The sequence below is a fragment of the Streptomyces doebereineriae genome (genome assembly GCF_031845645.1).
GTDB lineage: Bacteria > Actinomycetota > Actinomycetes > Streptomycetales > Streptomycetaceae > Streptomyces > Streptomyces canus.
In genome coordinates, this window is sequence record NZ_JAVREZ010000006.1 from 293,812 (window position 1) to 314,838 (window position 21,027).

At 73.4% G+C, this 21,027-nt stretch carries 16 protein-coding genes and 1 pseudogene; 9 read left to right on the forward strand and 8 right to left on the reverse strand.

Features of this window, described 5'->3' with window-relative positions; genetic code table 11:
* Nucleotides 1–115: 115 nt before the first annotated feature.
* Nucleotides 116–1,105 (reverse strand): hypothetical protein, encoded by a 990-nt coding sequence (locus RNB18_RS19965; protein ID WP_311715430.1) that lies wholly within the window; start codon nt 1,103–1,105, stop codon nt 116–118.
* 559 nt (nt 1,106–1,664) lie between these two features.
* Here RNB18_RS19965 and RNB18_RS19970 point away from each other — a divergent pair.
* The 5 genes from RNB18_RS19970 to RNB18_RS19990 all read left to right on the forward strand — a co-directional run bounded on the left by RNB18_RS19970 (nt 1,665) and on the right by RNB18_RS19990 (nt 10,472).
* Nucleotides 1,665–4,865: an AfsR/SARP family transcriptional regulator gene (locus tag RNB18_RS19970; RefSeq protein ID WP_311715431.1), complete on the forward strand. Its 3,201-nt coding sequence runs from the start codon at nt 1,665–1,667 to the stop codon at nt 4,863–4,865.
* A gap of 94 nt (nt 4,866–4,959) precedes the next feature.
* Nucleotides 4,960–5,625 carry a M15 family metallopeptidase gene (locus RNB18_RS19975; RefSeq protein ID WP_311715432.1) on the forward strand — a complete coding sequence of 222 codons (666 nt, stop codon included), beginning with the start codon at nt 4,960–4,962 and terminating at the stop codon, nt 5,623–5,625.
* Nucleotides 5,626–5,673: 48 nt separating this feature from the next.
* A complete protein-coding gene (locus RNB18_RS19980) occupies nt 5,674–6,225 on the forward strand; it encodes an RNA polymerase sigma factor (RefSeq protein ID WP_311715433.1) in 552 nt (183 codons plus the stop codon).
* A 100-nt stretch (nt 6,226–6,325) separates the two neighbouring features.
* Entirely contained in the window at nt 6,326–7,462 is a 1,137-nt protein-coding gene (locus RNB18_RS19985; RefSeq protein ID WP_311715434.1) for a C40 family peptidase, read from the forward strand.
* Between the two features lie 121 nt (nt 7,463–7,583).
* Nucleotides 7,584–10,472 carry a SpoIIE family protein phosphatase gene (locus RNB18_RS19990; protein ID WP_311715435.1) on the forward strand — a complete coding sequence of 963 codons (2,889 nt, stop codon included), beginning with the start codon at nt 7,584–7,586 and terminating at the stop codon, nt 10,470–10,472.
* A gap of 4 nt (nt 10,473–10,476) precedes the next feature.
* On the opposite strand, the gene RNB18_RS19995 is transcribed toward RNB18_RS19990, so the two are convergent.
* On the reverse strand, nt 10,477–11,799 hold the full coding sequence (locus RNB18_RS19995) for a hypothetical protein (RefSeq protein WP_311715436.1): 1,323 nt from the start codon (nt 11,797–11,799) through the stop codon (nt 10,477–10,479).
* A gap of 114 nt (nt 11,800–11,913) precedes the next feature.
* Between RNB18_RS19995 and RNB18_RS20000 the strand changes: the two genes are divergently transcribed.
* Nucleotides 11,914–13,140 (forward strand): molybdopterin-dependent oxidoreductase, encoded by a 1,227-nt coding sequence (locus RNB18_RS20000; RefSeq protein ID WP_311715437.1) that lies wholly within the window; start codon nt 11,914–11,916, stop codon nt 13,138–13,140.
* Entirely contained in the window at nt 13,140–13,577 is a 438-nt protein-coding gene (locus RNB18_RS53710) for a hypothetical protein (protein ID WP_359376970.1), read from the forward strand. Before RNB18_RS20000 ends, RNB18_RS53710 begins: the two co-directional genes overlap by 1 nt.
* Before the next feature lie 176 nt (nt 13,578–13,753).
* Here RNB18_RS53710 and RNB18_RS20005 read toward each other — a convergent pair.
* The 3 genes and pseudogenes from RNB18_RS20005 to RNB18_RS20015 form a co-directional block, all read right to left on the reverse strand.
* Nucleotides 13,754–14,404: pseudogene (locus tag RNB18_RS20005) on the reverse strand (class I SAM-dependent methyltransferase); the annotation flags it as partial.
* The gene (locus RNB18_RS20010) at nt 14,401–15,009 is read right to left on the reverse strand and encodes a TIGR04282 family arsenosugar biosynthesis glycosyltransferase (protein WP_311715439.1); all 609 of its coding nucleotides are present in this window, start codon (nt 15,007–15,009) and stop codon (nt 14,401–14,403) included. The gene RNB18_RS20010 and the pseudogene RNB18_RS20005, both read right to left, overlap by 4 nt.
* Nucleotides 15,006–15,716: a glycosyltransferase family 2 protein gene (locus RNB18_RS20015; RefSeq protein ID WP_311715440.1), complete on the reverse strand. Its 711-nt coding sequence runs from the start codon at nt 15,714–15,716 to the stop codon at nt 15,006–15,008. Before RNB18_RS20015 ends, RNB18_RS20010 begins: the two co-directional genes overlap by 4 nt.
* Nucleotides 15,717–15,819: 103 nt before the next feature.
* Here RNB18_RS20015 and RNB18_RS20020 point away from each other — a divergent pair, with 103 nt between their 5' ends.
* Nucleotides 15,820–16,533 carry a response regulator transcription factor gene (locus tag RNB18_RS20020; RefSeq protein WP_311715441.1) on the forward strand — a complete coding sequence of 238 codons (714 nt, stop codon included), beginning with the start codon at nt 15,820–15,822 and terminating at the stop codon, nt 16,531–16,533.
* A gap of 3 nt (nt 16,534–16,536) precedes the next feature.
* A complete protein-coding gene (locus RNB18_RS20025) occupies nt 16,537–17,649 on the forward strand; it encodes a sensor histidine kinase (protein ID WP_311715442.1) in 1,113 nt (370 codons plus the stop codon).
* Between the two features lie 90 nt (nt 17,650–17,739).
* On the opposite strand, the gene RNB18_RS20030 is transcribed toward RNB18_RS20025, so the two are convergent.
* From RNB18_RS20030 to RNB18_RS20040, 3 genes are all read right to left on the reverse strand, one after another.
* On the reverse strand, nt 17,740–18,741 hold the full coding sequence (locus RNB18_RS20030) for an NAD-dependent epimerase/dehydratase family protein (RefSeq protein WP_311715443.1): 1,002 nt from the start codon (nt 18,739–18,741) through the stop codon (nt 17,740–17,742).
* Between the two features lie 70 nt (nt 18,742–18,811).
* Nucleotides 18,812–20,269 (reverse strand): sensor histidine kinase, encoded by a 1,458-nt coding sequence (locus RNB18_RS20035; RefSeq protein ID WP_311715444.1) that lies wholly within the window; start codon nt 20,267–20,269, stop codon nt 18,812–18,814.
* Entirely contained in the window at nt 20,266–20,955 is a 690-nt protein-coding gene (locus tag RNB18_RS20040) for a response regulator transcription factor (RefSeq protein WP_266509420.1), read from the reverse strand. Before RNB18_RS20040 ends, RNB18_RS20035 begins: the two co-directional genes overlap by 4 nt.
* Nucleotides 20,956–21,027: the final 72 nt, after the last annotated feature.

The window sequence follows — 21,027 nt, forward strand, 5'->3', positions numbered from 1 at the left end:
CTGCTTGCGCCTCGTGGGAGGCGTGGGTGGGATGGTGAGGTGACGATCCGCGAGCGTCGTCGCGGGTCCGTCCGTGACGCGGGGTCACGGATGTCGAGGGCCGGGGCGACCCGGATCAGGTGCGGGCCGGGACAGTGCGCTCGGCGACGGTGAGGGCGTGCCGCTGCATCCGCAGGTGGGCGTCGAGGGCGTGGCCGTACTTCTTGGTCAGTTCGCCGACGTAGTGGGCCTCGCGCCGTTCGCCGATCGAGCGGAGGGAGACGGATCGGGCGCAGGTGGCGTCGGCGACCGCGATCCGGGTCTCGTTCGCGAAGGTCCTGGCCTCCTCGGCCCGGGTCTGCTGCGCGCTGGGCTCGCGTGTGGACTGGCGTGCCGCATCGGGGTCGGGGAAGGGGTGGCCCGCCTTGTTCATGCAGCGCGACCAGGCGGCCACCGCGCTCTTGAACTCCTCGTCGCCCAGCAGCTTGCCCACGTACAGGGGGCGCAGGTTTCTGACGGCCACGTCGGAGCGGAACCATGCCGCCGGATCGCCGTACAGCATCTTCTCGGCCTGGCGGGCGCAGCCGCCGGACTGCTTGGTGATCGTGCCGCCGGACGGTGTCGGTGACTTCAGCAGTACGGCGTCCCGGCCGCCGTCCATCGCGATGTCAAAAGCCTTCTGGCGCGAGCGGGAAAGGGACTTGTGGTAGGCGATGTTGGGGTTGCGCAGGCGGGCGCGGTCCTCCTTCGCCGTGATCCGGCTGCCGTAGCCGTGGCTGCGCGCCCAGTCGACGTCGTCCTGGACGTAGCCGACCGGCCGGCTCTCCTCCAGGCTCAGCGGCTTTGCCTCCCGGTAGCGGAAACCCCGCTTCCTCATGCAGACCGTGATCAGGTGCTGCTCGGCGTCGGAGATCCGCAGGTCCTGGGCGTAGGTGAGCTTCTCGCCGGCCGTGGTGGCCTCGGTCTGTGCGGCCGGTGAGGCGCGGTGGGCCGCATCGGTGGCCGCCGTGCAACCGGTCAGCACGAGCGAGGCCAGCGCGGCGATCGCGCCCACCGTGGTGGTCGCGCGTCGCGTGCTGCGTCCACTCGGTACCACCATCCGGCGCGGGACATCGGCGCGCTTCATCGGCATGCTCCCGGGGTGAAGTCGAACTGGGTTGTTCTTACGAGCCGTTGACGCCCCGGAAGGCGCGTCCGTATGACCCTCGGGCCGCGGATTTTTTTCTTGAGTCGGCGGTCATACGAGGACGGCGCGCGATGGGTCTTCTCTGTCTCGGGTGGCGGAAACCTGCAGAGTGACGACGAGGCGGAGAACCGTCCGGAACTGACCGACGCGCTGCCGTCCCCGCCGGCAGAGCGGCGGTCAGAACTGCGTGTCGCGGGACGCACACGAATCTCCGACGCAGGAAATACCGGCGGGCCCTCATACGAGCGGCCCCGCCCAGCCGTCCCTCGGACGAGCAGGACCTGCGCCCACTGTCGAAATCCGGCCAACCACCGTTCGGCGGGGAAGCCGACAGGTGCACCGCCCGTTCCGGGTTCCAGGCCCCGTCCGAGGTCCGCCCCGGGGTGGCGGGCCGGTCGGATCCGGCCAGGGCGGCTGTGACCACGCCATGAACTGTCAGTGCCCGTCGATATCGTCGAACGCGTATCCGTGGGGTGGGCGGTGCGGCGATCGGGGGACCATGCTCCAGGTACGTCTACTGGGTCCGGTGGAGGTGTGGGAGGGGAACCGACGGGCCCCGCTCGGCGGGGTCAGACCCCTGGCGGTGCTGTCCGTACTCGTCGTCCATCTGGGCGAGGTGCTCTCCACGGAACGGCTCGTGGACTGTGTCTGGGACGAGCAGGCGCCCGCCACCGCCACCGCCCTCGTCGCCACCCATGTCTCCGCGGTACGCCGCGCGCTCGCCCGCGTCGGTGAGGCGGAGGTGATCCGCACCCGGCCGCCGGGATACGTCGCCGACCTCGACGCCTCCCAGGTCGACGCCCGTCGCTTCGAGGAACTGCTCACGTCGGGCCGGGCCGAGGCCGCCCGGGGCCGCGCGGACGAGGCCTCCGAGCTGCTGTCCGAGGCACTGGGGCTCTGGCGGGGTCAGGAGGCCATGGAAGGGCTGGGCCAGTCGTTCGCCCGGATCGAGGCGGCCCGGCTGGGCGAACTGCGGCTGGTCGCCCAGGAGGAGTCCTTCGGCCTCCAGCTGGAGCTCGGCCGCGCGGACCGCACCATCGCGCCCCTGCTCGCGCACGTCGCAGCCCACCCTCTCCGGGAACGCCCGCGCGGCCAGCTGATGACCGCGCTGTTCCGCACCGGACGGGTCTCCGACGCCCTGCGCACCTACCAGGAGGGCCGCGAGGTCCTGCGCGAGGAGCTGGGCATCGACGCCGGGCCGGAACTGCGGGCGCTGCACAAGGCCGTGCTGACCAACGACTCCTCGCTGCTCGGCACCGGCTCCCGCACCGGCTCCGGACGCGACGACTCCGCTCCGCCGGGCTCCGGCGCACGCCCCCACGACCCCTCACCGCTCGGCTCCGGCTCCGGCCCGTCGGCGCAGGAGGCCGCCGCCGCTTCGAAGGCCCGGCAGCGGACCACGAGCCCCACGACCGCGGTCGGCACCGGACCGGACGCGCCGTCCCCGAGACCCGCCCCGTCCCATCTCCCCCCGGACATAGCCGACTTCGTCGGCCGGTCGGACCAGATCGACTGGGCCGTCTCGCTGCTGGGCCGGGTCGACGACCCCGGCCGTACCGCCCCGCCGATCGGGGTGATCTCCGGACGCTCCGGAACGGGCAAGACCGCCCTCGCCGTCCACGTCGGCCATCGCACCGCGGAACTCTTCCCGGACGGCCGCCTGTTCGTGGACCTGCGGGCCGCCGACACCGCCCCGCTGCAACCCGCCGACGCCCTCGCCCGGCTGCTGCGGGCCATGGGCGCCGAACCGGCGACGCTGCCGAGCTCCGTCGAGGAACTGACGGGGCTGTACCGCACGTACACCGGCCACCGCCGCATCCTGCTGATCCTCGACAACGCCGCCGGCGAGGCGCACGTACGGCCGCTGCTGCCGCCGGGCCCCGGCTCCGCGGTGCTCGTCACGAGCCGGCGCCGACTGGTGGCGCTGGAGGGTGCGGCCCATCTCGATCTGAGCGTCCCGGACGAGGAGGAGGCACTCGAGCTCCTCAGACGGGTCGCCGGAGCGGACCGCGTCCGCGCGGAGCCGGAACAGACCGCCGAGATCGTCGCCCTGTGCGGGCGCCTGCCGCTCGCCGTGCGCATCGCCGGAGCGCGGCTCGCGGCCCGGCCGCACTGGGTGCCCGGCCGGCTCGCCGCCCGCCTGCGGGACGAGCGCCTTCGGCTCAACGAACTCCGCGCAGGCGACCTGGAGTTGCGCACCAGCCTCGAACTGGGCTACGCCGACCTCGATCCGCAGGAGCGGCGCGCCCTGCGCCGGCTGGCCCTGCTCGACCTGCCCGACTTCGCGGCCTGGATCGCCGCGCCCCTGCTGGACATCGGCACGGAGGAGGCAGAGGAGGCCGTCGAGCGGCTGGTGGACTGCCACTTCATCGACGTGATCGGCGTGGACGGCACCGGCCGCAGCCGTTACCGCATCCACGACCTGGCCCGTGAGCACGCCCGCGAGCGCTGTCTGTCGGAGGAGAGCGCCGAGGAGCGGGCGGCGGCCGTGCGGCGCCTGGTGGAGTGCTGGCTCGGGCTGGCCGAGAAGGCCGCCGCGCGGGGCCCGGGCGGCACGGCACGCTACTTCCCCGAACCGGCCGCCGTACGGCCCGTCGACCCGCTCGATCCGCAGGCCGAGGAGGATCTGCTGAGCCGTCCCGCGGCCTGGTTCGCCGCCGAACAGGCCGGTCTGCTGGCGGCGGTGGAGTACTGCGCCGACCACGGGATGGACCGCGCCGCCCGGGATCTCGCCGGCGCGCTGATCGCGAGCTCGGTCGCGCTGTACAACCAGTTCGACGCCTGGTCCCGTTCGCACACCGCTGCGATGGCGGCGGTGCGGCGCAGCGGTGACGGCGAGGGGGAGGCGTGGCTGCTCACCGGGGTCGGTCAACTGCGCTACGAGCAGGACGAGTTCGAGGAGTCGTACGCCTACTACCGCGACGCCCTGAGACTCTTCGAGGCACAGGACGACGGACCGCAGGGGACGGCCCAGGCCCTGCTCGGCATGGCCACGGCCCGGCGTGAACAGGCCCGCTACGCCGAGGCGTCGGAGCTGCTCGACGCGGCGCTGGAGCGGTACGGGCGGCTCGACGACCGCGGTGCCCGGGCCCGGGTGCTGTACGGCCTCGGTTACGTGTACCGGGAACAGGGCGACGGCCCCGCGGCCCGTGAGGCCTTCGCGCAGGCCCTGGAGCTGTATCGCGCGGAGCACGACCGGCACGGGGAGGCGCTGAACCTGCGCGCGCTGGCCCTCTGCCACCGGGCCGAGGGGGAGTACGAGGACGCCGAACGGTTGCTGCGGGGTGTGCTGCGGGTTTTCGTCGGCCTCCACGACACGTTCGGCGTGATGTACACGGAGCAGTCGCTGGCGAAGGTGGAGCTGCGGCTGGGTCTTCTGGACGAGTCGCGCGAACGGCTGGGGCGGTGTCTGGAGCTGGCGCGGGAGCGACAGGACCGGTTCGGCGAGGCACTCGTGCTGCGAACGCTGGGGGAGTGGTCTCTGGCTTCCGGTGACGCCGGGAGTGCGCGGGGGCCGCTGGAGCGGGCGCTGTCGCTGTGGGAGGCGTTGCGGCTGCCGCTGTGGCGGGCGCGGACCCTCTGGGACCTGGCTGAGGTGTGGGAGGCCGACGGGGAGGCGGGGGCGGCTTCGGGCGCCCGTGCCGAAGCGATGGGAGTTTTCCGGGAGTTGGGGGCTCGGGAGGCGCTGGAGCGGGCGTAGGAGCGAAGTGGGCGCGAAGCGCTGCGGAACCCTTGGCCCACCGCTTGCAGGCGATCTGCAGAGCATTTGCAGAGGACCCCGCGACGCTCTTCTCGTGACAGACATCATCACGCTCGCGGATCCCAGGGTTGCCGCGGTGACGCACGACGAGTGCGGGGAACCGCTCGTCGATCTGCGGGAGGACGGCCGGTTGCGGCTCGACGCCCGGCAGGCCGACGACGAGGGGAGCTACGCCCATCTGCGGGTCGGCGCGCTGCAGCGGCTCGTGCGGGCGCAGCGGCTGCTGCCCGCCGGGATCCGGTTCCTGGTGGTGGAGGGGTACCGGCCGCCGGACCTCCAGCGCCGGTACTTCGAGCAGTACGCGGAGACCATGCGGCAGGCTCACCCGGACGCGGCTCCCGAGCGGATCCGTGAGCTGGCGAGCGCGTACATCTCGCCGCCGGAGGTCGCCCCGCACGTCAGTGGCGGCGCCGTCGACCTGACCCTGTGCGACCGCACGGGCCGGGAACTGCCGCTCGGCACCGAGGTCAACGCCACCCCGGAGGAGAGCGCCGGCGCCTGCCGCACCGACGCGCCCGGCATCGGCGCCGAGGCACGCGAATACCGGGCCCTGCTGCGCCGGGTGCTCACCGCGACCGGGTTCGTCAACTACCCGACCGAGTGGTGGCACTGGTCGTACGGCGACCGGTACTGGGCCCTGCTGCGCCGCGTGCCGGCCGCTCGCTACGGCCCCGTCGACCCGCCCCGCCCTCCGGCCTGACCACCGGAGCGGGACAGCGCACGAAGCACACCACGAAGGGGGAAAGAAATGCACAGCCATGCCACCTGTCCGCCACCACCGCGCGAGGCCGACAACCGGACGGGCCCGGACAACCGGATGACCCCGGGAGACTTCGACGCGTCCTTCACGGCCGACATGCCACGTCTGCGAAGACGGCTGCTGGCACTGACGGGCAATCCGCACGACGCCGACGACCTGCTCCAGGAGACCTATCTGCGGCTCTCCCGGCGGGCCCGCTCCCAGAGCCTGACGCGGCAGCAGCATCCGTACGCCTACACCTGCGCCGTGGCCCTCAACCTGCTGCGCGACTCCTGGCAGCACCCCTCCCGCCGCGAGCGCACCACAGACCAGTTGCCGGAAGCCGGCTGGGACGGCGGACTCGCCTCCTACGAGGCCTCCGCGACGGCGCTCGCGCTGCTCGGCATGCTCTCCGAGAAGGAGGCCGCCGCGGTGATCCTCGTGGACCTGGAGGGACTCACCCACGACACCGCCGGGGAGCGCCTCGGCGCCCATCGCGGCACGGTCCAGCGCAACCGCCTGCGCGGCCTCGCCAAGATGCGTGCCGCCCTCCACCACTAGCCCGGGTGGCACTCCCCCACGGGGGTGGGGTGTGCCACCCGCGTCTCCCACCGGCGTCACCGGCCTCCCGCCGACACCACCTCGACGAAGGAAGAGTCCCTTGAAGACCATCAGTACGCGCCGTCGGACCAGCGGCGCGCTCCTGGGCGCCTCGGCGCTGGCGCTCACCGCGTTCTTCTCCGCCCCGGCCCACGCCGCCCAGGACGCCACCTGCGGTGTCCTCGCGCCCGGCGCCTCGGCCACCGCGCAGGCCGCCGTCGACGCGGCCTGTTCGCAGATCGGCGTCTGGTACAGCTGGGGCGGCGGCCACGCCGCCACACCCGGCGCCAGCTACGGCTTCTACGACGGCTCCGACCCGGACAGCCTCCACGACGGCGAGCGCAAGGGCTTCGACTGCTCGGGCCTGATGCGGTACGCGTACTACCGGGCGACCGGCAAGGACCTGCTCAACGGCACGGCCGACGACCAGTTCCACAGCTCGCAGGCCTCCGCCCGGTTCTCCGCCGGGCAGGGCACCGCCCCGCTGCTGCCGGGGGACCTGATGTTCTGGGGCAGCGGCCACATCCACCACGTCGCGATGTACCTGGGCGGCGGCCAGATGGTCGAGGCGTACGAGTCGGGCACCCACATCAGGGTCACGTCCGTGCGCACCGGCGGCGACTACGCGGGCGCAATCCGGATCAACGGCTCCGGCACCCCCGTCCCGCCGCCTGCGAACGGCGGCACGGTCTTCGAGACCTGGGGCACCGGAGTGCGCACGCACAGGACGCCGAGCGTGGGCTCCGCCGTCGTCGACACCTTCCCCGGACCGACCCAGGTGTCGGTCCAGTGCCAGCAGCACGCCGAGACCGTGACCGCCGAGGGCTACACCAACGACGCCTGGGCCAAGCTCGCCGACGGCTCGTGGGTGACCAACATCTACATCAAGGGCCCGGCGTGGCTGCCCGGCATACCGGACTGCGGCGGCAGCAGCACCCCGCCGCCGTCCGGTGGCAGCAAGGCCTTCCAGACCTGGGGCACCGGGGTGCGCACCCACAGCGAGCCCAACGTCAACGCCGGTGTGGTCGACTACTTCGCGCAGCCGACCACGGTCAACGTGGTCTGCCAGAAGCACGCCCAGGAGGTGACGGCCGAGGGCTACACCAACGACGCCTGGTCGAAACTGACCGACGGCTCGTGGATGACCAACATCTACATCAAGGGCCCGGCCTGGCTGGACGGCGTGGCCACCTGCTGACGCCCCCTCCCGACGGGTGTTGTGATGCACGTCACAAGGGGTCTACGGTGTAGGGGCTTGGAGGGCGCCGGGGGGCGAGCCGAGTGGCGGCGAGCGACCGGGCCGCCTCCGGGTGAGGGAAGTGATTCCGTTGTCCGTCACCTGGGACGACATCGGTGGGCTGGTCGACGCCCACGAACGGTTCCTGACCGGTGCCCGGGTGGACGCGGACGTCCGGGGCGCGGTGCTCGACTCCTGGAAGCGGTGCAGGTCCGTCGGTCTCGAGCCGGACCGGCTGCTGGTGCCGTACGCACCCGGTCTGGCCCTGGACGACACCTTCCTGCGGGCCGCCGAGCCGGTGCTGCAACGGCTCACCGGCTCGCTGTCCGAGGTCGGCATGACCATCGCGCTCTGCGACAGCCAGGGCCGGATGGTCCAGCGGCTCGGCGGCGACCGGCTGTTGCGGGGGCGGCTGGACGACGTGCGGTTCGCCCCGGGCTTCGACGCCTCCGAGCAGGTCGTCGGCACCAACGGGGTCGGCACCGCGCTGGCCGAGCGCGGACCCGTCTACGTCGTGGGGCGTGAGCACTTCGCGGACTGCCTCCAGCCCTTCGCCTGTGCGGGCACGCCGGTGCGCAACCCGCTCAGCGGGCACATCGAGGCCGTACTCGATCTCACCTGTCTGCGGGACGACGGCGACCCCCTCATGCTGCGGCTGGTCCGCGAGGCCGCCCGTGACATCGAGGCGCGGCTGCTGGAACAGGCCACGCAGCGGGAACGGGCGCTGCTCGCCGCATACCGGCGCGCCGGGCGGGCCGCCGACGGGTGGCCGCAGCAGCCCGCGGCCACGCGGCCGGGGCGGTACGGCGAGGGGTCGGGCGCTCGCCTCGGGCGGATCGATCTGGCCGTCCTGCGGGAGAAGGCCGAGGAGCTCATCGCCGCGCCGCACCGGACCCTCGACGAAGTGATGCTGTCGGGCGGCCGCAGCGCCCTGTTGCTGCGCCGCCAGGTGCGGGGAGCGGCGGGGGAGACGGGAGTCGTGGTCGAGGCGCGGATTCTGGGCGGTGCGGGGGTGGGGCCGGTCGGGCTCGCGGGGCCGGGGACCGTCGACAGACCGGCCATCGTGGCCGGGGTGGTGCCGGTGCCGGGATTCGCGACGGAGGCCGCCGTCGCGGTGCCGACCTCCAGGATCACCACGCCGAAGAAGCGGGCGACGGCCACCGGCCTGCCCGGTTCGCCCACGTCACCGCCCCTCCCCACGCTTCTCCTCCCGTCCCCGCAGCCCTCCGCCCCCGAGCCCGTGACCGACGACCGTCTGCTCCTCCTCGGCGACCCCGGTGTGGGCCGGCTCGCCGTACTCGCGCGCAGGCGCCTGGAGTTGCTGCACGAGGCCGGGATCAGGATCGGCACCACGCTGGACGTCGCACGGACCGCGGAGGAGCTCGCGGAGGTGGCCGTACCGCGGTTCGCCGACTTCGCGTCCGTGGACCTCCCGGACCCGGTGCTGCACGGCGAGGAGCCGGGACCGCTCGGCGCGGACACCCCGCTGCGGCGGGTCGCCGTGGGCAGCGTGCGCGAGGAGCCCGACCTGTACGGCGTCGGCGACCAGGTCGGCTACGTGCCCTCCACCCCGCAGTCCCGCAGCCTGGAGACCGGGCGGGCGGTGCTCGAACCGGTGCTCGCGGAGGCGGGCGGCTGGCTCGCCCAGGACCCGGCGCGGCTCGCCCGGGTGCTCACCGCCGGCATCCACTCCCTGATCACCGTGCCCCTGCGGGCGCGCGGCACGACCCTCGGCGTGGTCAGCTTCTACCGCTCGGAGCACCCCGCCCCCTTCGAGGAGGACGACCTGTCCCTCGCCCAGGAGCTGACCGGACGCGCGGCGATCTGCATCGACAACGCTCGCCGCTACACCCGCGAGCACAACACCGCACTCGCCCTCCAGCGGAGCCTGCTGCCGAAGGGCCGCCCCGAGCAGAGCGCCGTCGAGGTCGCCTACCGCTATCTGCCCGCGCAGGCCGGTGTCGGCGGCGACTGGTTCGACGTCATCCCGCTGTCCGGGGCACGGGTGGCGCTGGTCGTCGGCGACGTCGTCGGTCACGGACTGCACGCGGCCGCCACCATGGGCCGGCTGCGCACCGCCGTGCACAACTTCTGCTCCCTGGACCTGCCGCCCGACGAACTCCTCACCCACCTCGACGACCTGGTGGGCCGCCTGGACCGCGGCGAGGGCTGGGCGGTGGACAGCAGCCAGGCGGACTCCGGCATCGTCGGGGCCACCTGCCTGTACGCCGTCTACGACCCGGTGTCCCGGCGCTGCGCCCTCACCCGCGCCGGACACCCCCTGCCCGCGGTCGTCGGCCCCGACGGCACCGTCGAGTTCGTCGACCTGCCCTCGGGACAGCCCCTCGGGCTCGGCGGCATGCCCTTCGAGACGGTGGAGCTGGAACTCGCCGAGGGCAGCCAACTGGTGCTCTACACCGACGGGTTGATCGAGGACCGGCACCAGGACATCGACGCCGGCCTGGAGCGGCTGCGTACCGTCCTGGCCCGTGCCGACCGGTCACCGGAGGAGACCTGCGAGGCCGTGCTGGACGCGCTGCTCCCGGCCCGCCCCAGCGACGACGTGGCCCTCCTCGTCGCCCGCACCCGCGCACTCGGCCCCGATCGGGTCGCCCAGTGGGAGCTGCCGAGCGACCCGGCGGTCGTCTCCCGCTCCCGCGCCGCGGTCACCGAACAGCTCGCCGCCTGGGGCCTGGACGAGCTGTCGTTCACCGTCGAACTCGTCGCCAGCGAACTGGTCACCAACGCCATCCGCCACGCCACCGGCCCGGTCCAGCTACGGCTGCTCCGGGACCGTGCCCTGATCTGCGAGGTCTCCGACGGCAGCGGCACCTCGCCCCGGCTGCGCCGCGCCCGCACCGAGGACGAGGGCGGCCGTGGTCTCTTCCTCGTCGCCCAGCTCACCGAGCGCTGGGGGACCCGCTACACCCCCGACGGAAAGGTCATCTGGACCGAACTGCCGCTGCCGTGAGGGCTCACCACCCCGTGAGCAGCAGATGGTTCAGGAGCAGTGCGAGTACGGCCTGCCCGACGAGCCAGCCCCGCACCCCCGTCAGAAACGCACAAGCGGGCAACAGCCATGCGGCGAACGGCAACCAGATACGTTCCGTCTCCGCCTTGCTCATCCCGGAGAGATCGGCGATGAGCAGGGCCAGCGCGGCGGCGAGCACCAACACCGCCAAGGGGCGCGGTGAACTGCGCGACCAGCCCCCACCCGGCCGCAGCCGAACGACGACCCGCCGCACCCCCGCCACGGTCGCCGGCCCCACGATCAGCACCGTGCACGCCAGATTCGCCCACACCCAGTACCCGTAGGGCCGAACCCCGCCCGCCCCCTGGTAGTAGCGGGTGACGAGAATCCGGTACCCCTCCCACCACTCGAACCCCAGCGCGGTGAAGACGACCGGCGCGACCACGAAGCCGGCCAGGGCGAACCACAGGGGTCGACGGGAGGGCCCCACCCACAGCACCGCCCCCGCGACGACGGCCATCAGCGTCAGGCCGTACGACAGATAGACGGTCAGCCCGAACAACAACCCCGAGCAGAGGCCGTTCAGCCCCGGCCGGACCCCCCGCACCGCAAGGGCCAGCAGCGCCACCGCCCACGCGGCCACCGCCGCGAAGTACCCGTCGGCCGACGTGCCCACCCAGACCGCGGCCGGGGCCAGGACCAGGAAGGGCGCGGCGCGGCGGGCGAGCGACTCGTCGGCGAGGGTCCGTACGGCGACCAGGACCGCGACCGCCGCGGTCGTGCCGAGGGTGATGCACCAGGTTCCCGCCCAGCCCCCGCCGCCCAGCCCGATCCGGTCGAGCAGCACGAAGGTGAGGGTGGCGCCCGGGGGGTGCCCCGCGACGTGGGCGCCCCAGTTGTCCGGCGAGTCGATCAGGATGTGCCGGGTGAAGTCCCGCAGGGCCGCCGGGATGTCGTGGAAGCGACCGACGGCCGGGAGGTACTCGTTCCTGGTGGTCAGCTGCTCGGCGACGCCCCGGTGCCAGCCGTCCACGAGGGCCAGCGACCAGGTCCAGGCCGTCCCCGTGCCCCAGACGGCGAACAGCAGCGGGCGCCAGGGGAGGCGGGCGGCGAGCGAGGGGCCGTATGCCACCACGGCGGCCGCGACGACGACCGCGGCCGGGGTGCCGGGGCCGACATGCGGGTCCCAACTCGCCAGCAGGGGCGGCCAGCCGACGCGGAGCGAGCCGTCCCGGTGCTGGATCGCCGCGCCGACCAGTACGGCGGTCAGCACGAGGAGCGCGGCGCACACGGCCGCGTACAGGTCACGAAGGAGGTCCCGGTTCACGCGGACGACGCTAGGCCGCAGGACCTCCCCCGGACGGCTGACATGCGAGGACGTCAGAGTTTCGTCATGGTTCGCGGACCCGTTTCCCAGGTGGCGCGGGCCTACCGTCGGGGCATGCCACGGTCTCCCTTCGCACCCTCCTTCTGGCGCAGTCCGCTGCGCGGCCCCTGGCTCACCTCGGTCCTCGGGGTCGTGCTCCTCGGCGGTATCACTCTGCTGTTCGTGACGGGGCTGCTGTCGTACGCCGCCTACAACCCGGACCTCTCGCCGGTGAACGACAAGACCCCGGACAAGGGCGTCCTCGGCTTCTACCTCTTCTCCTGGCCGACCGACCCGCACTGGCTGTACCGGCTGAACCAGGGCATCCACGTCACCCTCGGCATCACCCTGATCCCCGTCCTGCTGGCCAAGCTGTGGTCGGTCGTACCGAAGCTGTTCACGCTGCCGCCCGCGCGGTCGCTCGCGCACGCCCTGGAGCGGATCTCGCTGCTGCTGCTGGTCGGCGGTGCCCTCTTCGAGTTCGTGACCGGAGTGCTCAACGTCCAGTTGGACTACGTCTTCCCGGGCTCCTTCTATCCCCTGCACTTCTACGGCGCGTGGGTCTTCTTCAGCGCGTTCGTCGCCCATGCCGTCCTGAAGGCGCCGCTCGCCTGGCGGAATCTGCGCCGACTCCATGAGGAGAAGACCGAGTTGGTGTCCCCGAACCCCGCCCCGCCGACGGTGTCCCGGCGCGGCGCCCTCTGGTTCGTCGGGAGCGGCTCGCTGCTGCTGTTCGCCACCACGGCCGGGCAGAACTTCGACGGCGTGCTCCGCAGAACCGCCCTGCTCGCCCCGCACGGGGGCGCCGAACCCGGCTCCGGGCCGGGCGGCTTCCAGATCAACAAGACCGCCGCGTACGCCGGGATCGATCCGGGTGAGACGAGCGAGGAGGCCTGGCGGCTCGTCGTCGTGGGGCGGGCGGGGCGCACCGTCCGTCTCGGCCGCGCGGAACTCCTCCAACTTCCTTTGCACAGCTCGTCGTTGCCCATCGCCTGTGTGGAGGGCTGGTCCACCTCCGACCAGTGGTGGCGCGGGGTGCGGCTGCGGGACCTCGCGGCGCTCGTCGGGTACGAGGACGATCCGCCGGACGTCTTCGTGGAGTCGCTGCAACGGCACGGCGCCTTCCGGCGGGCCGCCTTGCGCGCCAACCAGGTCGCCGATCCGCGGTCCCTGCTGGCCCTGTCCGTCAACGGCGAGGACCTGACCCCCGACCACGGCCACCCGGCCCGGATCATCGTGCCCGCGGCGCCCGGTGTGCTCAACACCAAGTGGGTGGCCCGGCTGACGTTCGGAGACCTGTGATGCGGATCCCTCTCGGCAGTCCTCTCCAACTCCTCCTGCTCGTCTGCTCGTTCGCCCTCGCGGGGTACGCGGGGGTGCGGCTCCTTGCGGGGGACTGGTTCGGGGTCGCGCTGTGGTTCGTGGGGGCGGCCGTGGTGCACGACGTGGTGCTGCTGCCGCTGTACGCGGCGGCGGACCGGGCGCTCGTGAAGACGGCGGGGCGGCACGTGATGTACGTCCGGGTCCCCGCCGCCCTCTCTCTCCTGCTCCTGCTCGTGTGGTTCCCGCTGATCAGCGGGCGGGTCGCGGACCGCTACGCCTCCGCGACCGGCCTGTCCCCGGACGGCTTCCTGGCCCGCTGGCTGCTGGTGACGGCTGTGCTGTTCGGTGGTTCGGCGGTGGTCTTCGTCGTACGGCGGCGCAGGGACACGAAGGAACGGCCGCCCGCCGTCCACTGATCCACGGGCGCCCAGTCGGTGCGGGCCGCGTGCCGCAGCAGGGCGGGGCTGCCGAGCCGGGCCCACGGGAACGGGTTGCCGGTGGCTCCCCGGGCATCGGTGACCCGCACCTGGACCCGCTCGTCGATGTCCGGGTCGGTGACCGTCTCCGCGATCAACAGGCCTCCAGGAGCGAGGAGTTGGGCCATCCGGTCGAGCAGGGCCTGGGGATCGCCGCCGATGCCGACGTTGCCGTCGATCAGCAGCGCGGTGCCCCAGCGGCCCTCGCCCGGCAAGGACTCGAAGACGGACCGCCGAAGGGCCTGCCCGCCGAGCGCGACGGTCCGTGCGACGGCCGCCTCGCTCACGTCGATGCCGAGCACCCGCCGACCGCGGGCACCGAGCGCGGCGACGAGCCGCCCCGGACCACAGCCGACGTCCAGCACCGCGCCCTCGCAGCGCCGCAACACCTCCAGGTCCGCGGCGTCCGCGGCCGCGCACCACCGCTCCAGTTCGAGCAGGAGCAGCCATCCGTCGGAGCGGCGCAGGAACAGGGGGCCCTGACCGGTGCGGAGCGCCTGGGCATAGGGGTCGGCGGACCAGGTGCCGTCGTGGGAGGGGGCGTCCGTGGCGTGCGGCCGCGGGTCGCCGGTGCCGGGTGGCCGGGCTCCGGGCCCGGTGTCGGGTGTGGTGGTCAGGTTCGGTTCGTGTGGTGCTGGGTCGGCGTCTCGCTGCCGGCCGATCCCGCCCCGCCGCGGGCTGTCGGCCTCGCCGTGCGACCCGGGGCCGGCGCCGCTCTCTCCGTCCGCCCGTCGGGGCCCCGCCTCCGCAACCCCCGGCCCCCTCATCGCCCCGCCCCAGCGAGTCGTTCCAGCTCCGCCGCGAACCGTCCGTCCGGTGCCGCCTTCGCCACCAGCGCCGCGTCGTACGCCGTGTCCACGTCCCGCAGCGGCGGCAGTTGCCGTACCCGCAGGCCGGTCAGCCGGGCGCGCTGGGCTGCTCCGGTCCGGGGTGTCGACATCGGCACTCCGCGCAGTCGGGACGGATCCGGTTGGGCCAGACCCAGCGCCCAGAAGCCGCCGTCCTCGGCAGGCCCGAAGTACGCGTCGCAGTCGGAGAAGTCCACCGTGAGCAGTTCCGGAGTCACCTGAGGTGTGTCCATGCCGATGAGGAGGGCCGGGCCGTCGCAGCCCGCGAAGGCCGCGGCCAGCCGTTCGTCGAGGCCGCCCGCGCACTGCCGTACGACATCGAAACCCGGCGGCAGCCAGGGGCCCGGCGCGCCCTCCAGGACCAGGACCCGGCGGCGGGCCGGGGTGCGGGCCACGACGTCGAGGGTGTCCGCGAGGGACGCCTCGGCCAGCGCGGCCGCCTCCTCGGGGGTGAACGGCGGGGTGAGCCGGGTCTTGACCCGCCCCGGCCGCGGCTCCTTGGCGATGACGAGCAGCGTGGTCACGCCCGCACCCCCGTCTCCGACTCGGACAGGACCTGGCTCATGTCCCGCACCGCCTGCCATGTGCCCCGCCAGGTGCCCGTCACCTTGGAGGCGCCGGTGCGCGGCCGGTACGGGACGTCGTGCTCGGCGATCCGCCAGCCCGCGTCGGCCGCCCGCACCACCATCTGCAGCGGGTAGCCGCTGCGCCGGTCCGTGAGGCCGAGGGCGAGCAGCGGCCCGCGCCGGGCGGCGCGCAGCGGGCCCAGGTCGTGCAGGCGCAGACCGGTCCGGCGGCGCAGCAGCCGGGCGAGCGCGAAGTTGCCCGCCCGGGCGTGCGGCGGCCAGGCACCACGGGCCTGCGGACGGCGCCGGCCGAGCACGAGGTCCGCCTCGCCGGCCAGCACCTCGTCCACGAACGGCACCAGATCCGAGGGGTCGAGGGAGGCGTCGCAGTCGCAGAAGCACACGATGTCGGCCGTGGCCGCGGTCAGCCCGGCATGGCAGGCGGCACCGAAACCGCGCCGCTCCTCGCGGACGACGGTCGCGCCGAGGGCCTGGGCGATACGGGCCGAGCCGTCCGTGGAGCCGTTGTCGACGACGAGCGCGCGCCAGCCGGGGGGGATGCGTTCCAGCACCCACGGCAGGGCCCGGGCCTCGTCGAGACAGGGCAGCACGACGTCCACGGACGCCGCCGGTTCGTTTGCGGAAGGGGTCGTCACGACGTTCACCCTACGAGCGCAAAACGGACGAACCCGACTCCGGCTCCTTACGAAACAAGGACGTCGGCGGCCGTCGGCGGCACATGCGCACCCGCGGTGCGAGGCTTGCGACATGGAGCAGCAGCAGTACACACCGACCCGGCCCCGGGTCCTCGTCGTCGACGACGACCCCACCGTCGCCGAGGTGGTCGCCGGCTATCTGGACCGGGCCGGATACCTCGTGGACCGGGCCGCCGACGGCCCCGACGCACTCGCCCGCGCCGCCGCCAACCGCCCGGACCTCGTGGTCCTCGACCTGATGCTGCCCGGCATGGACGGTCTGGAGGTGTGCCGCCGGATGCGGGGCCGCGGACCCGTCCCGGTCATCATGCTCACCGCGCGCGGCGACGAGGACGACCGGATCCTGGGCCTGGAGGTCGGTGCCGACGACTACGTCACCAAACCGTTCAGCCCCCGCGAACTGGTCCTGCGCGTCGAGTCCGTGCTGCGCCGCTCCCGGCCCTCCCAGCCGTCCGGCCACCTGGGCGCCGCCGGACTCTCGATGGACCCGGCGGCCCGCCGCGCCCGCAAGGACGGCACCGAACTCGCCCTCACCATCCGGGAGTTCGACCTGCTCGCCTTCTTCCTGCGGCACCCCGGCCGGGTCTTCAGCCGCGAGGACCTGATGCGCGAGGTGTGGGGCTGGGACTTCGGCGACCTGTCGACCGTCACCGTCCATGTGCGCCGGCTCAGGGGCAAGGTCGAGGACGACCCGGCCAGGCCCCGCCTGATCCAGACCGTGTGGGGCGTCGGCTACCGCTTCGACGGCTCACACGCGGAGGTGTGACCCGTGAACGACATGCTCCTCATCGCCCTCTACGCCTTCCTCGGCGCCGTCACGGCCGGAGTCCTCGGCGCGTGCGTGCTGCTGATGATCCGGCGGCGCTCGCTCTCCCTGCACCTCACCGTCGTCGCCGCCGTCGGCGTCACCGCGATGCTGGCCGGCACCCTCGCGGTCGCCCAGGCCATGTTCCTGTCCGGGCACGACCTGAGCGTCGTCACGACCGTCGTCCTGATGGCCGCCGTGGTCTCCCTGGCCACCGCCCTGCTGCTCGGCCGCTGGGTCGCCGCCCGCAGCCGGGCCCTCGCGCTCGCCGCCCGCTCCTTCGGCGACGGCGGTGACTTCACCTCACCCGGCGGGCCCACGACCGCCGAACTCACCGAACTCAGCCGGGAGTTGGAGGCCACCAGTGCCAAGCTCGCCGAGTCCCGGGAACGGGAACGTGCCCTGGAGTCCTCCCGGCGTGAACTCGTCGCCTGGATCTCCCACGACCTGCGCACCCCGCTGGCCGGCCTGCGCGCGATGTCCGAGGCCCTGGAGGACGGTGTCGCCGCCGACCCCGCCCGCTACCTGAGGCAGATCCGCACCGAGGTCGAACGCCTCAACGGCATGGTCGGCGACCTCTTCGAACTCTCCCGCATCCACGCGGGGACGCTGGCGCTGAGCCCGAGCCGGATCTCCCTGTACGACCTCGTCTCGGACGCCCTCGCGGGCGCCGACCCCCTGGCCCGCGAACACGGAGTACGGCTGGTCGGCGACCGGGTGGCGGCCGTGCCGGTCGAGGTGGACGGCAAGGAGATGAGCCGCGTGCTGGGCAACCTCCTCGTCAACGCCATCCGCCGCACGCCCGCCGACGGGACGGTCGCGGTGGCCGCCGAACACCGCGCCGAGGGGGTCGTCCTGTCCGTCACGGACGGCTGCGGCGGCATCCCCGAGGAGGACCTGCCCCGCGTCTTCGACACCGGCTGGCGCGGCACGCACGCCCGGACACCGCCCGCCGGGGCGGGACTCGGGCTCGCCATCGTCCGGGGCATCGTCGAGGCCCACCGGGGCAGCACCACGGTCCGCAACGTCCCCGGCGGCTGCCGCTTCGAGGTGCTGCTGCCCGAAACCGTCTCCTGACCGACGACGCGATCGGCCCGCTTGCCGAGTCAGAGGTGGTGCCGCCCGCGGCCGCTTTCTTTCGCGGGCGGCACCACCGGTCCACCGCGGTTACGCGCCGCGCAGCCCGGCGCCCGCGAACTCCCGCATTCCCTCGGCGAATCCGACCTCGGCCTTCCACCCCAGCTCCGCCCGCAGCCGCGCCGAGTCCGCCGTGATGTGCCGTACGTCCCCGAGGCGGTACTCCCCGGTGACCACGGGCTCGGGCCCGCCGTGGGCCCCGGCCAGCGCGCGGGCCATCTCGCCCACCGTGTGCGGCTCGCCGCTTCCGGTGTTGTACGAGGTGAGCGCGCCGCCCCTCGAACTCGCCTCCAGCGCCGCCACGTTGGCCGCGGCCACGTCCCGCACGTGCACGAAGTCCCGGCGCTGACAGCCGTCCTCGAAGACGCGCGGGGCCTCGCCGCGGGCGAGCGCGGAGCGGAAGAAGGAGGCGACGCCGGCATACGGGGTGTCGCGGGGCATGCCCGGTCCGTAGACGTTGTGGTAGCGCAGTGCCACCGCCGACCCGCCCGTGGCCCGCGCCCAGGACGCCGCCAGGTGCTCCTCGGTGAGCTTGGTCGTCGCGTACACGTTCCGGGGATCGACCGGGGCGTCCTCACCGACCAGGCCGGGGGAGAGGGCCGCGCCGCACACCGGGCACGGCGGCTCGAAGCGCCCCGCGTCCAGGTCGGCGACGGCTCGCGGACCCGGCCGTACGGTCCCGTGCCGGGCGCAGGTGTAGCGGCCCTCGCCGTACACCACCATCGACCCGGCCAGCACGAGCCGCCGTACCCCCGCCCCGGCCATCGCGGCGAGCAGCACCGCCGTGCCGAGGTCGTTGTGGGAGACATACTCCGGGGCGTCGGCGAAGTCCACGCCCAGGCCGACCATCGCCGCCTGATGGCACACCGCGTCCACCCCGGTCAGAGCACGGCGGACGGCGTCGGGGTCCCGTACGTCGGACGCCGGGTCGGCCCGGACGTCGTACAGGACGGGCTCGTGACCGTGTGCCACGAGCGCCTCGACGATCTGGGACCCGATGAAACCGGCACTGCCGGTGACCAGTACGCGCATGCCCTCACGCTAGGGCCGTGAGCTGCCCGGACGGCCGGACCGCGCCCGTCACGTCACGGCTTCGTAAGACTCACGGCCGCGTGAGGCTCAGCGGCAGCGACACCGTGAACACCGTCGAGCCGGGCTCGGCGGCCAGCTCGATCGTGCCGCCGTGCGCCCGGACCAGGGAGCTCGCCACCGCGAGGCCCAGACCGCTGCCGCCCCGGTCCCGGCTGCGGGCCTTGTCGACGCGGTAGAAGCGGTCGAAGACCCGTTCCTGGTCGGCGGCCGGGATGCCGGGACCCGCGTCCGCGATCCGCACCCGGGCGTGACCGTCCCGGACGCGGACCCCGACGGAGACCGGCGTGCCCGGCGGAGTGTGCATGGCCGCGTTGGCGAGGAGGTTGTCGAGGACCTGGCGGACGCGCTGCGGATCGAGCCGCAGCTTCAGGGCCAGGGGACCCGGCGTCACCGTCAGCGGATGGTCCGGGCGACTCGCGCGGAAGGCGTCGGCCGCGAGCTCCACCAGCTCCACCAGGTCCGTCTCGACGGGCCTGAGCGGGGTCTCCACCTCCGCCGCGTCCAGGCGGGCGAGCAGCAGCAGGTCGTCCAGGAGGAAACCCATGCGGGCGGCCTCGGCGCGCAGCCGGGCCAGGTGCTTGTCGCGCTCCTCGGGGGCGTTCGCGGCGGCGTACTGGAAGAGGTCCGCATAGCCCCGTACGGACATCAAAGGGGTGCGCAGCTCGTGCGAGGCGTCCGCGACGAACCGGCGCAGCCGCTGCTCGGCCTCCGCGCGGACCGCGAGCGAGTCGTCGATGTGCTCCAGCATGGTGTTGAACGCCGTCCGCAGCTCCTCGATCTCCGGACCGCCGCCCCGCTTGTCGGCACGCAGCGGCAGCCGGGCCGCCGACTCGGTCAGGTCGTGCAGGGCGATGCCGTGCGCGGTGTGCGCCATGTCGCTCAGCGGCTTCAGGCCCCGGCGCAGCAGCTTGCGGCCGACGACCACGAGCGCCAGCAGCGCGAGCCCGAAGGCGACGACCTGGACCGTGATCAGCCGCCGTACCGTGGCGTCGATGTCGTCCATGGGAGCCGCGCTCACCAGGACCACCCCGGGCTCGACCTCGCAGGCGCGCAGCCGGTACTCGCCCTGGCCACTCAGGTGCACGGTGGCCAGGACCTCGGTGTGCGCGAGGGTCTGCGACTTCGCGACGCCGGTGAACTCGTCGACGTCCTCCGGCAGGTCGGAGGGGTCCTCGGGCTTGCGCAGCCGCGGGGTGCCGTCCTTGACGTCGTACACCGCGTAGTACCAGCTCCAGTACTTCTTGCCGGCGAGCGTGCCGGACTCGGCGATGCTCTTCGACTGGGCGACCTGGGCGAGCGAGAGCTGCTCGTTGAGCTGGGCCGACAGATAGTCCCGCATGTACGTGGTCAGGGCGGTGCCCACCACCGCGAACACCACCAGGGCCAGCGCCCCGAGTCCCAGCGCGAGACGGGTACCGAGCCGCATCCTCCGGTACGCCGAACGCAGCCGACCGAAAGACGATCTCATTCGGCCGCCTGCCGGATGACGTACCCGAAGCCCCGCACGGTGTGGATCAGGGGCTCGCCCGTGTCGTCCAGCTTGCGGCGCAGCCGGCTGACGACCAGCTCCACGACGTTGGAGCGGCCGCCGAAGCCGTACTCCCACACATGGTCGAGGATCTGCGCCTTGGTCAGCACGGTCGGCGACTTGCGCATCAGGTACCTGAGGACCTCGTACTCGGTCGGGGTGAGGGTGAGCAGCTTGTCGCCGCGGCGCACCTCGCGGGTGTCCTCGTCCATCGTGAGATCCGCGACCGTGAGCACCGAGCGCTGGAAGCCGGGCCCGGAGCTGCGCCGCAGCACGGTCCGCAGCCGGGCCATCAGCTCCTCCACCGCGAACGGCTTGACCAGGTAGTCGTCCCCGCCCCGGGTCAGTCCGGCCACCCGGTCGGCGACCGCGTCGCGCGCCGTGAGGAACACCACGGGCACCATCGTGCCCGAGCGCCGCAGCCGCTCCAGGACGCCGAAGCCGTCGATGTCGGGCAGCATGAGGTCGAGCACCACGATGTCGGGACGGAACTCCGCGGCGCGGCTCAGCGCCTCCTCACCGGAGTTCGCGGTGACCGCCTCCCAGCCTTCGTAGCGGGCGACGGTCGCCACGAGGTCGGCGATCGGCGGGTCGTCGTCCACGACGAGGAGTCGTACTTTTTCCACCTGCTCATAGTGCTTCACAGCGGCCGGAAAGCCATGGCCGGGTCGGCACCCCGGCCACATCGATAACCTCTT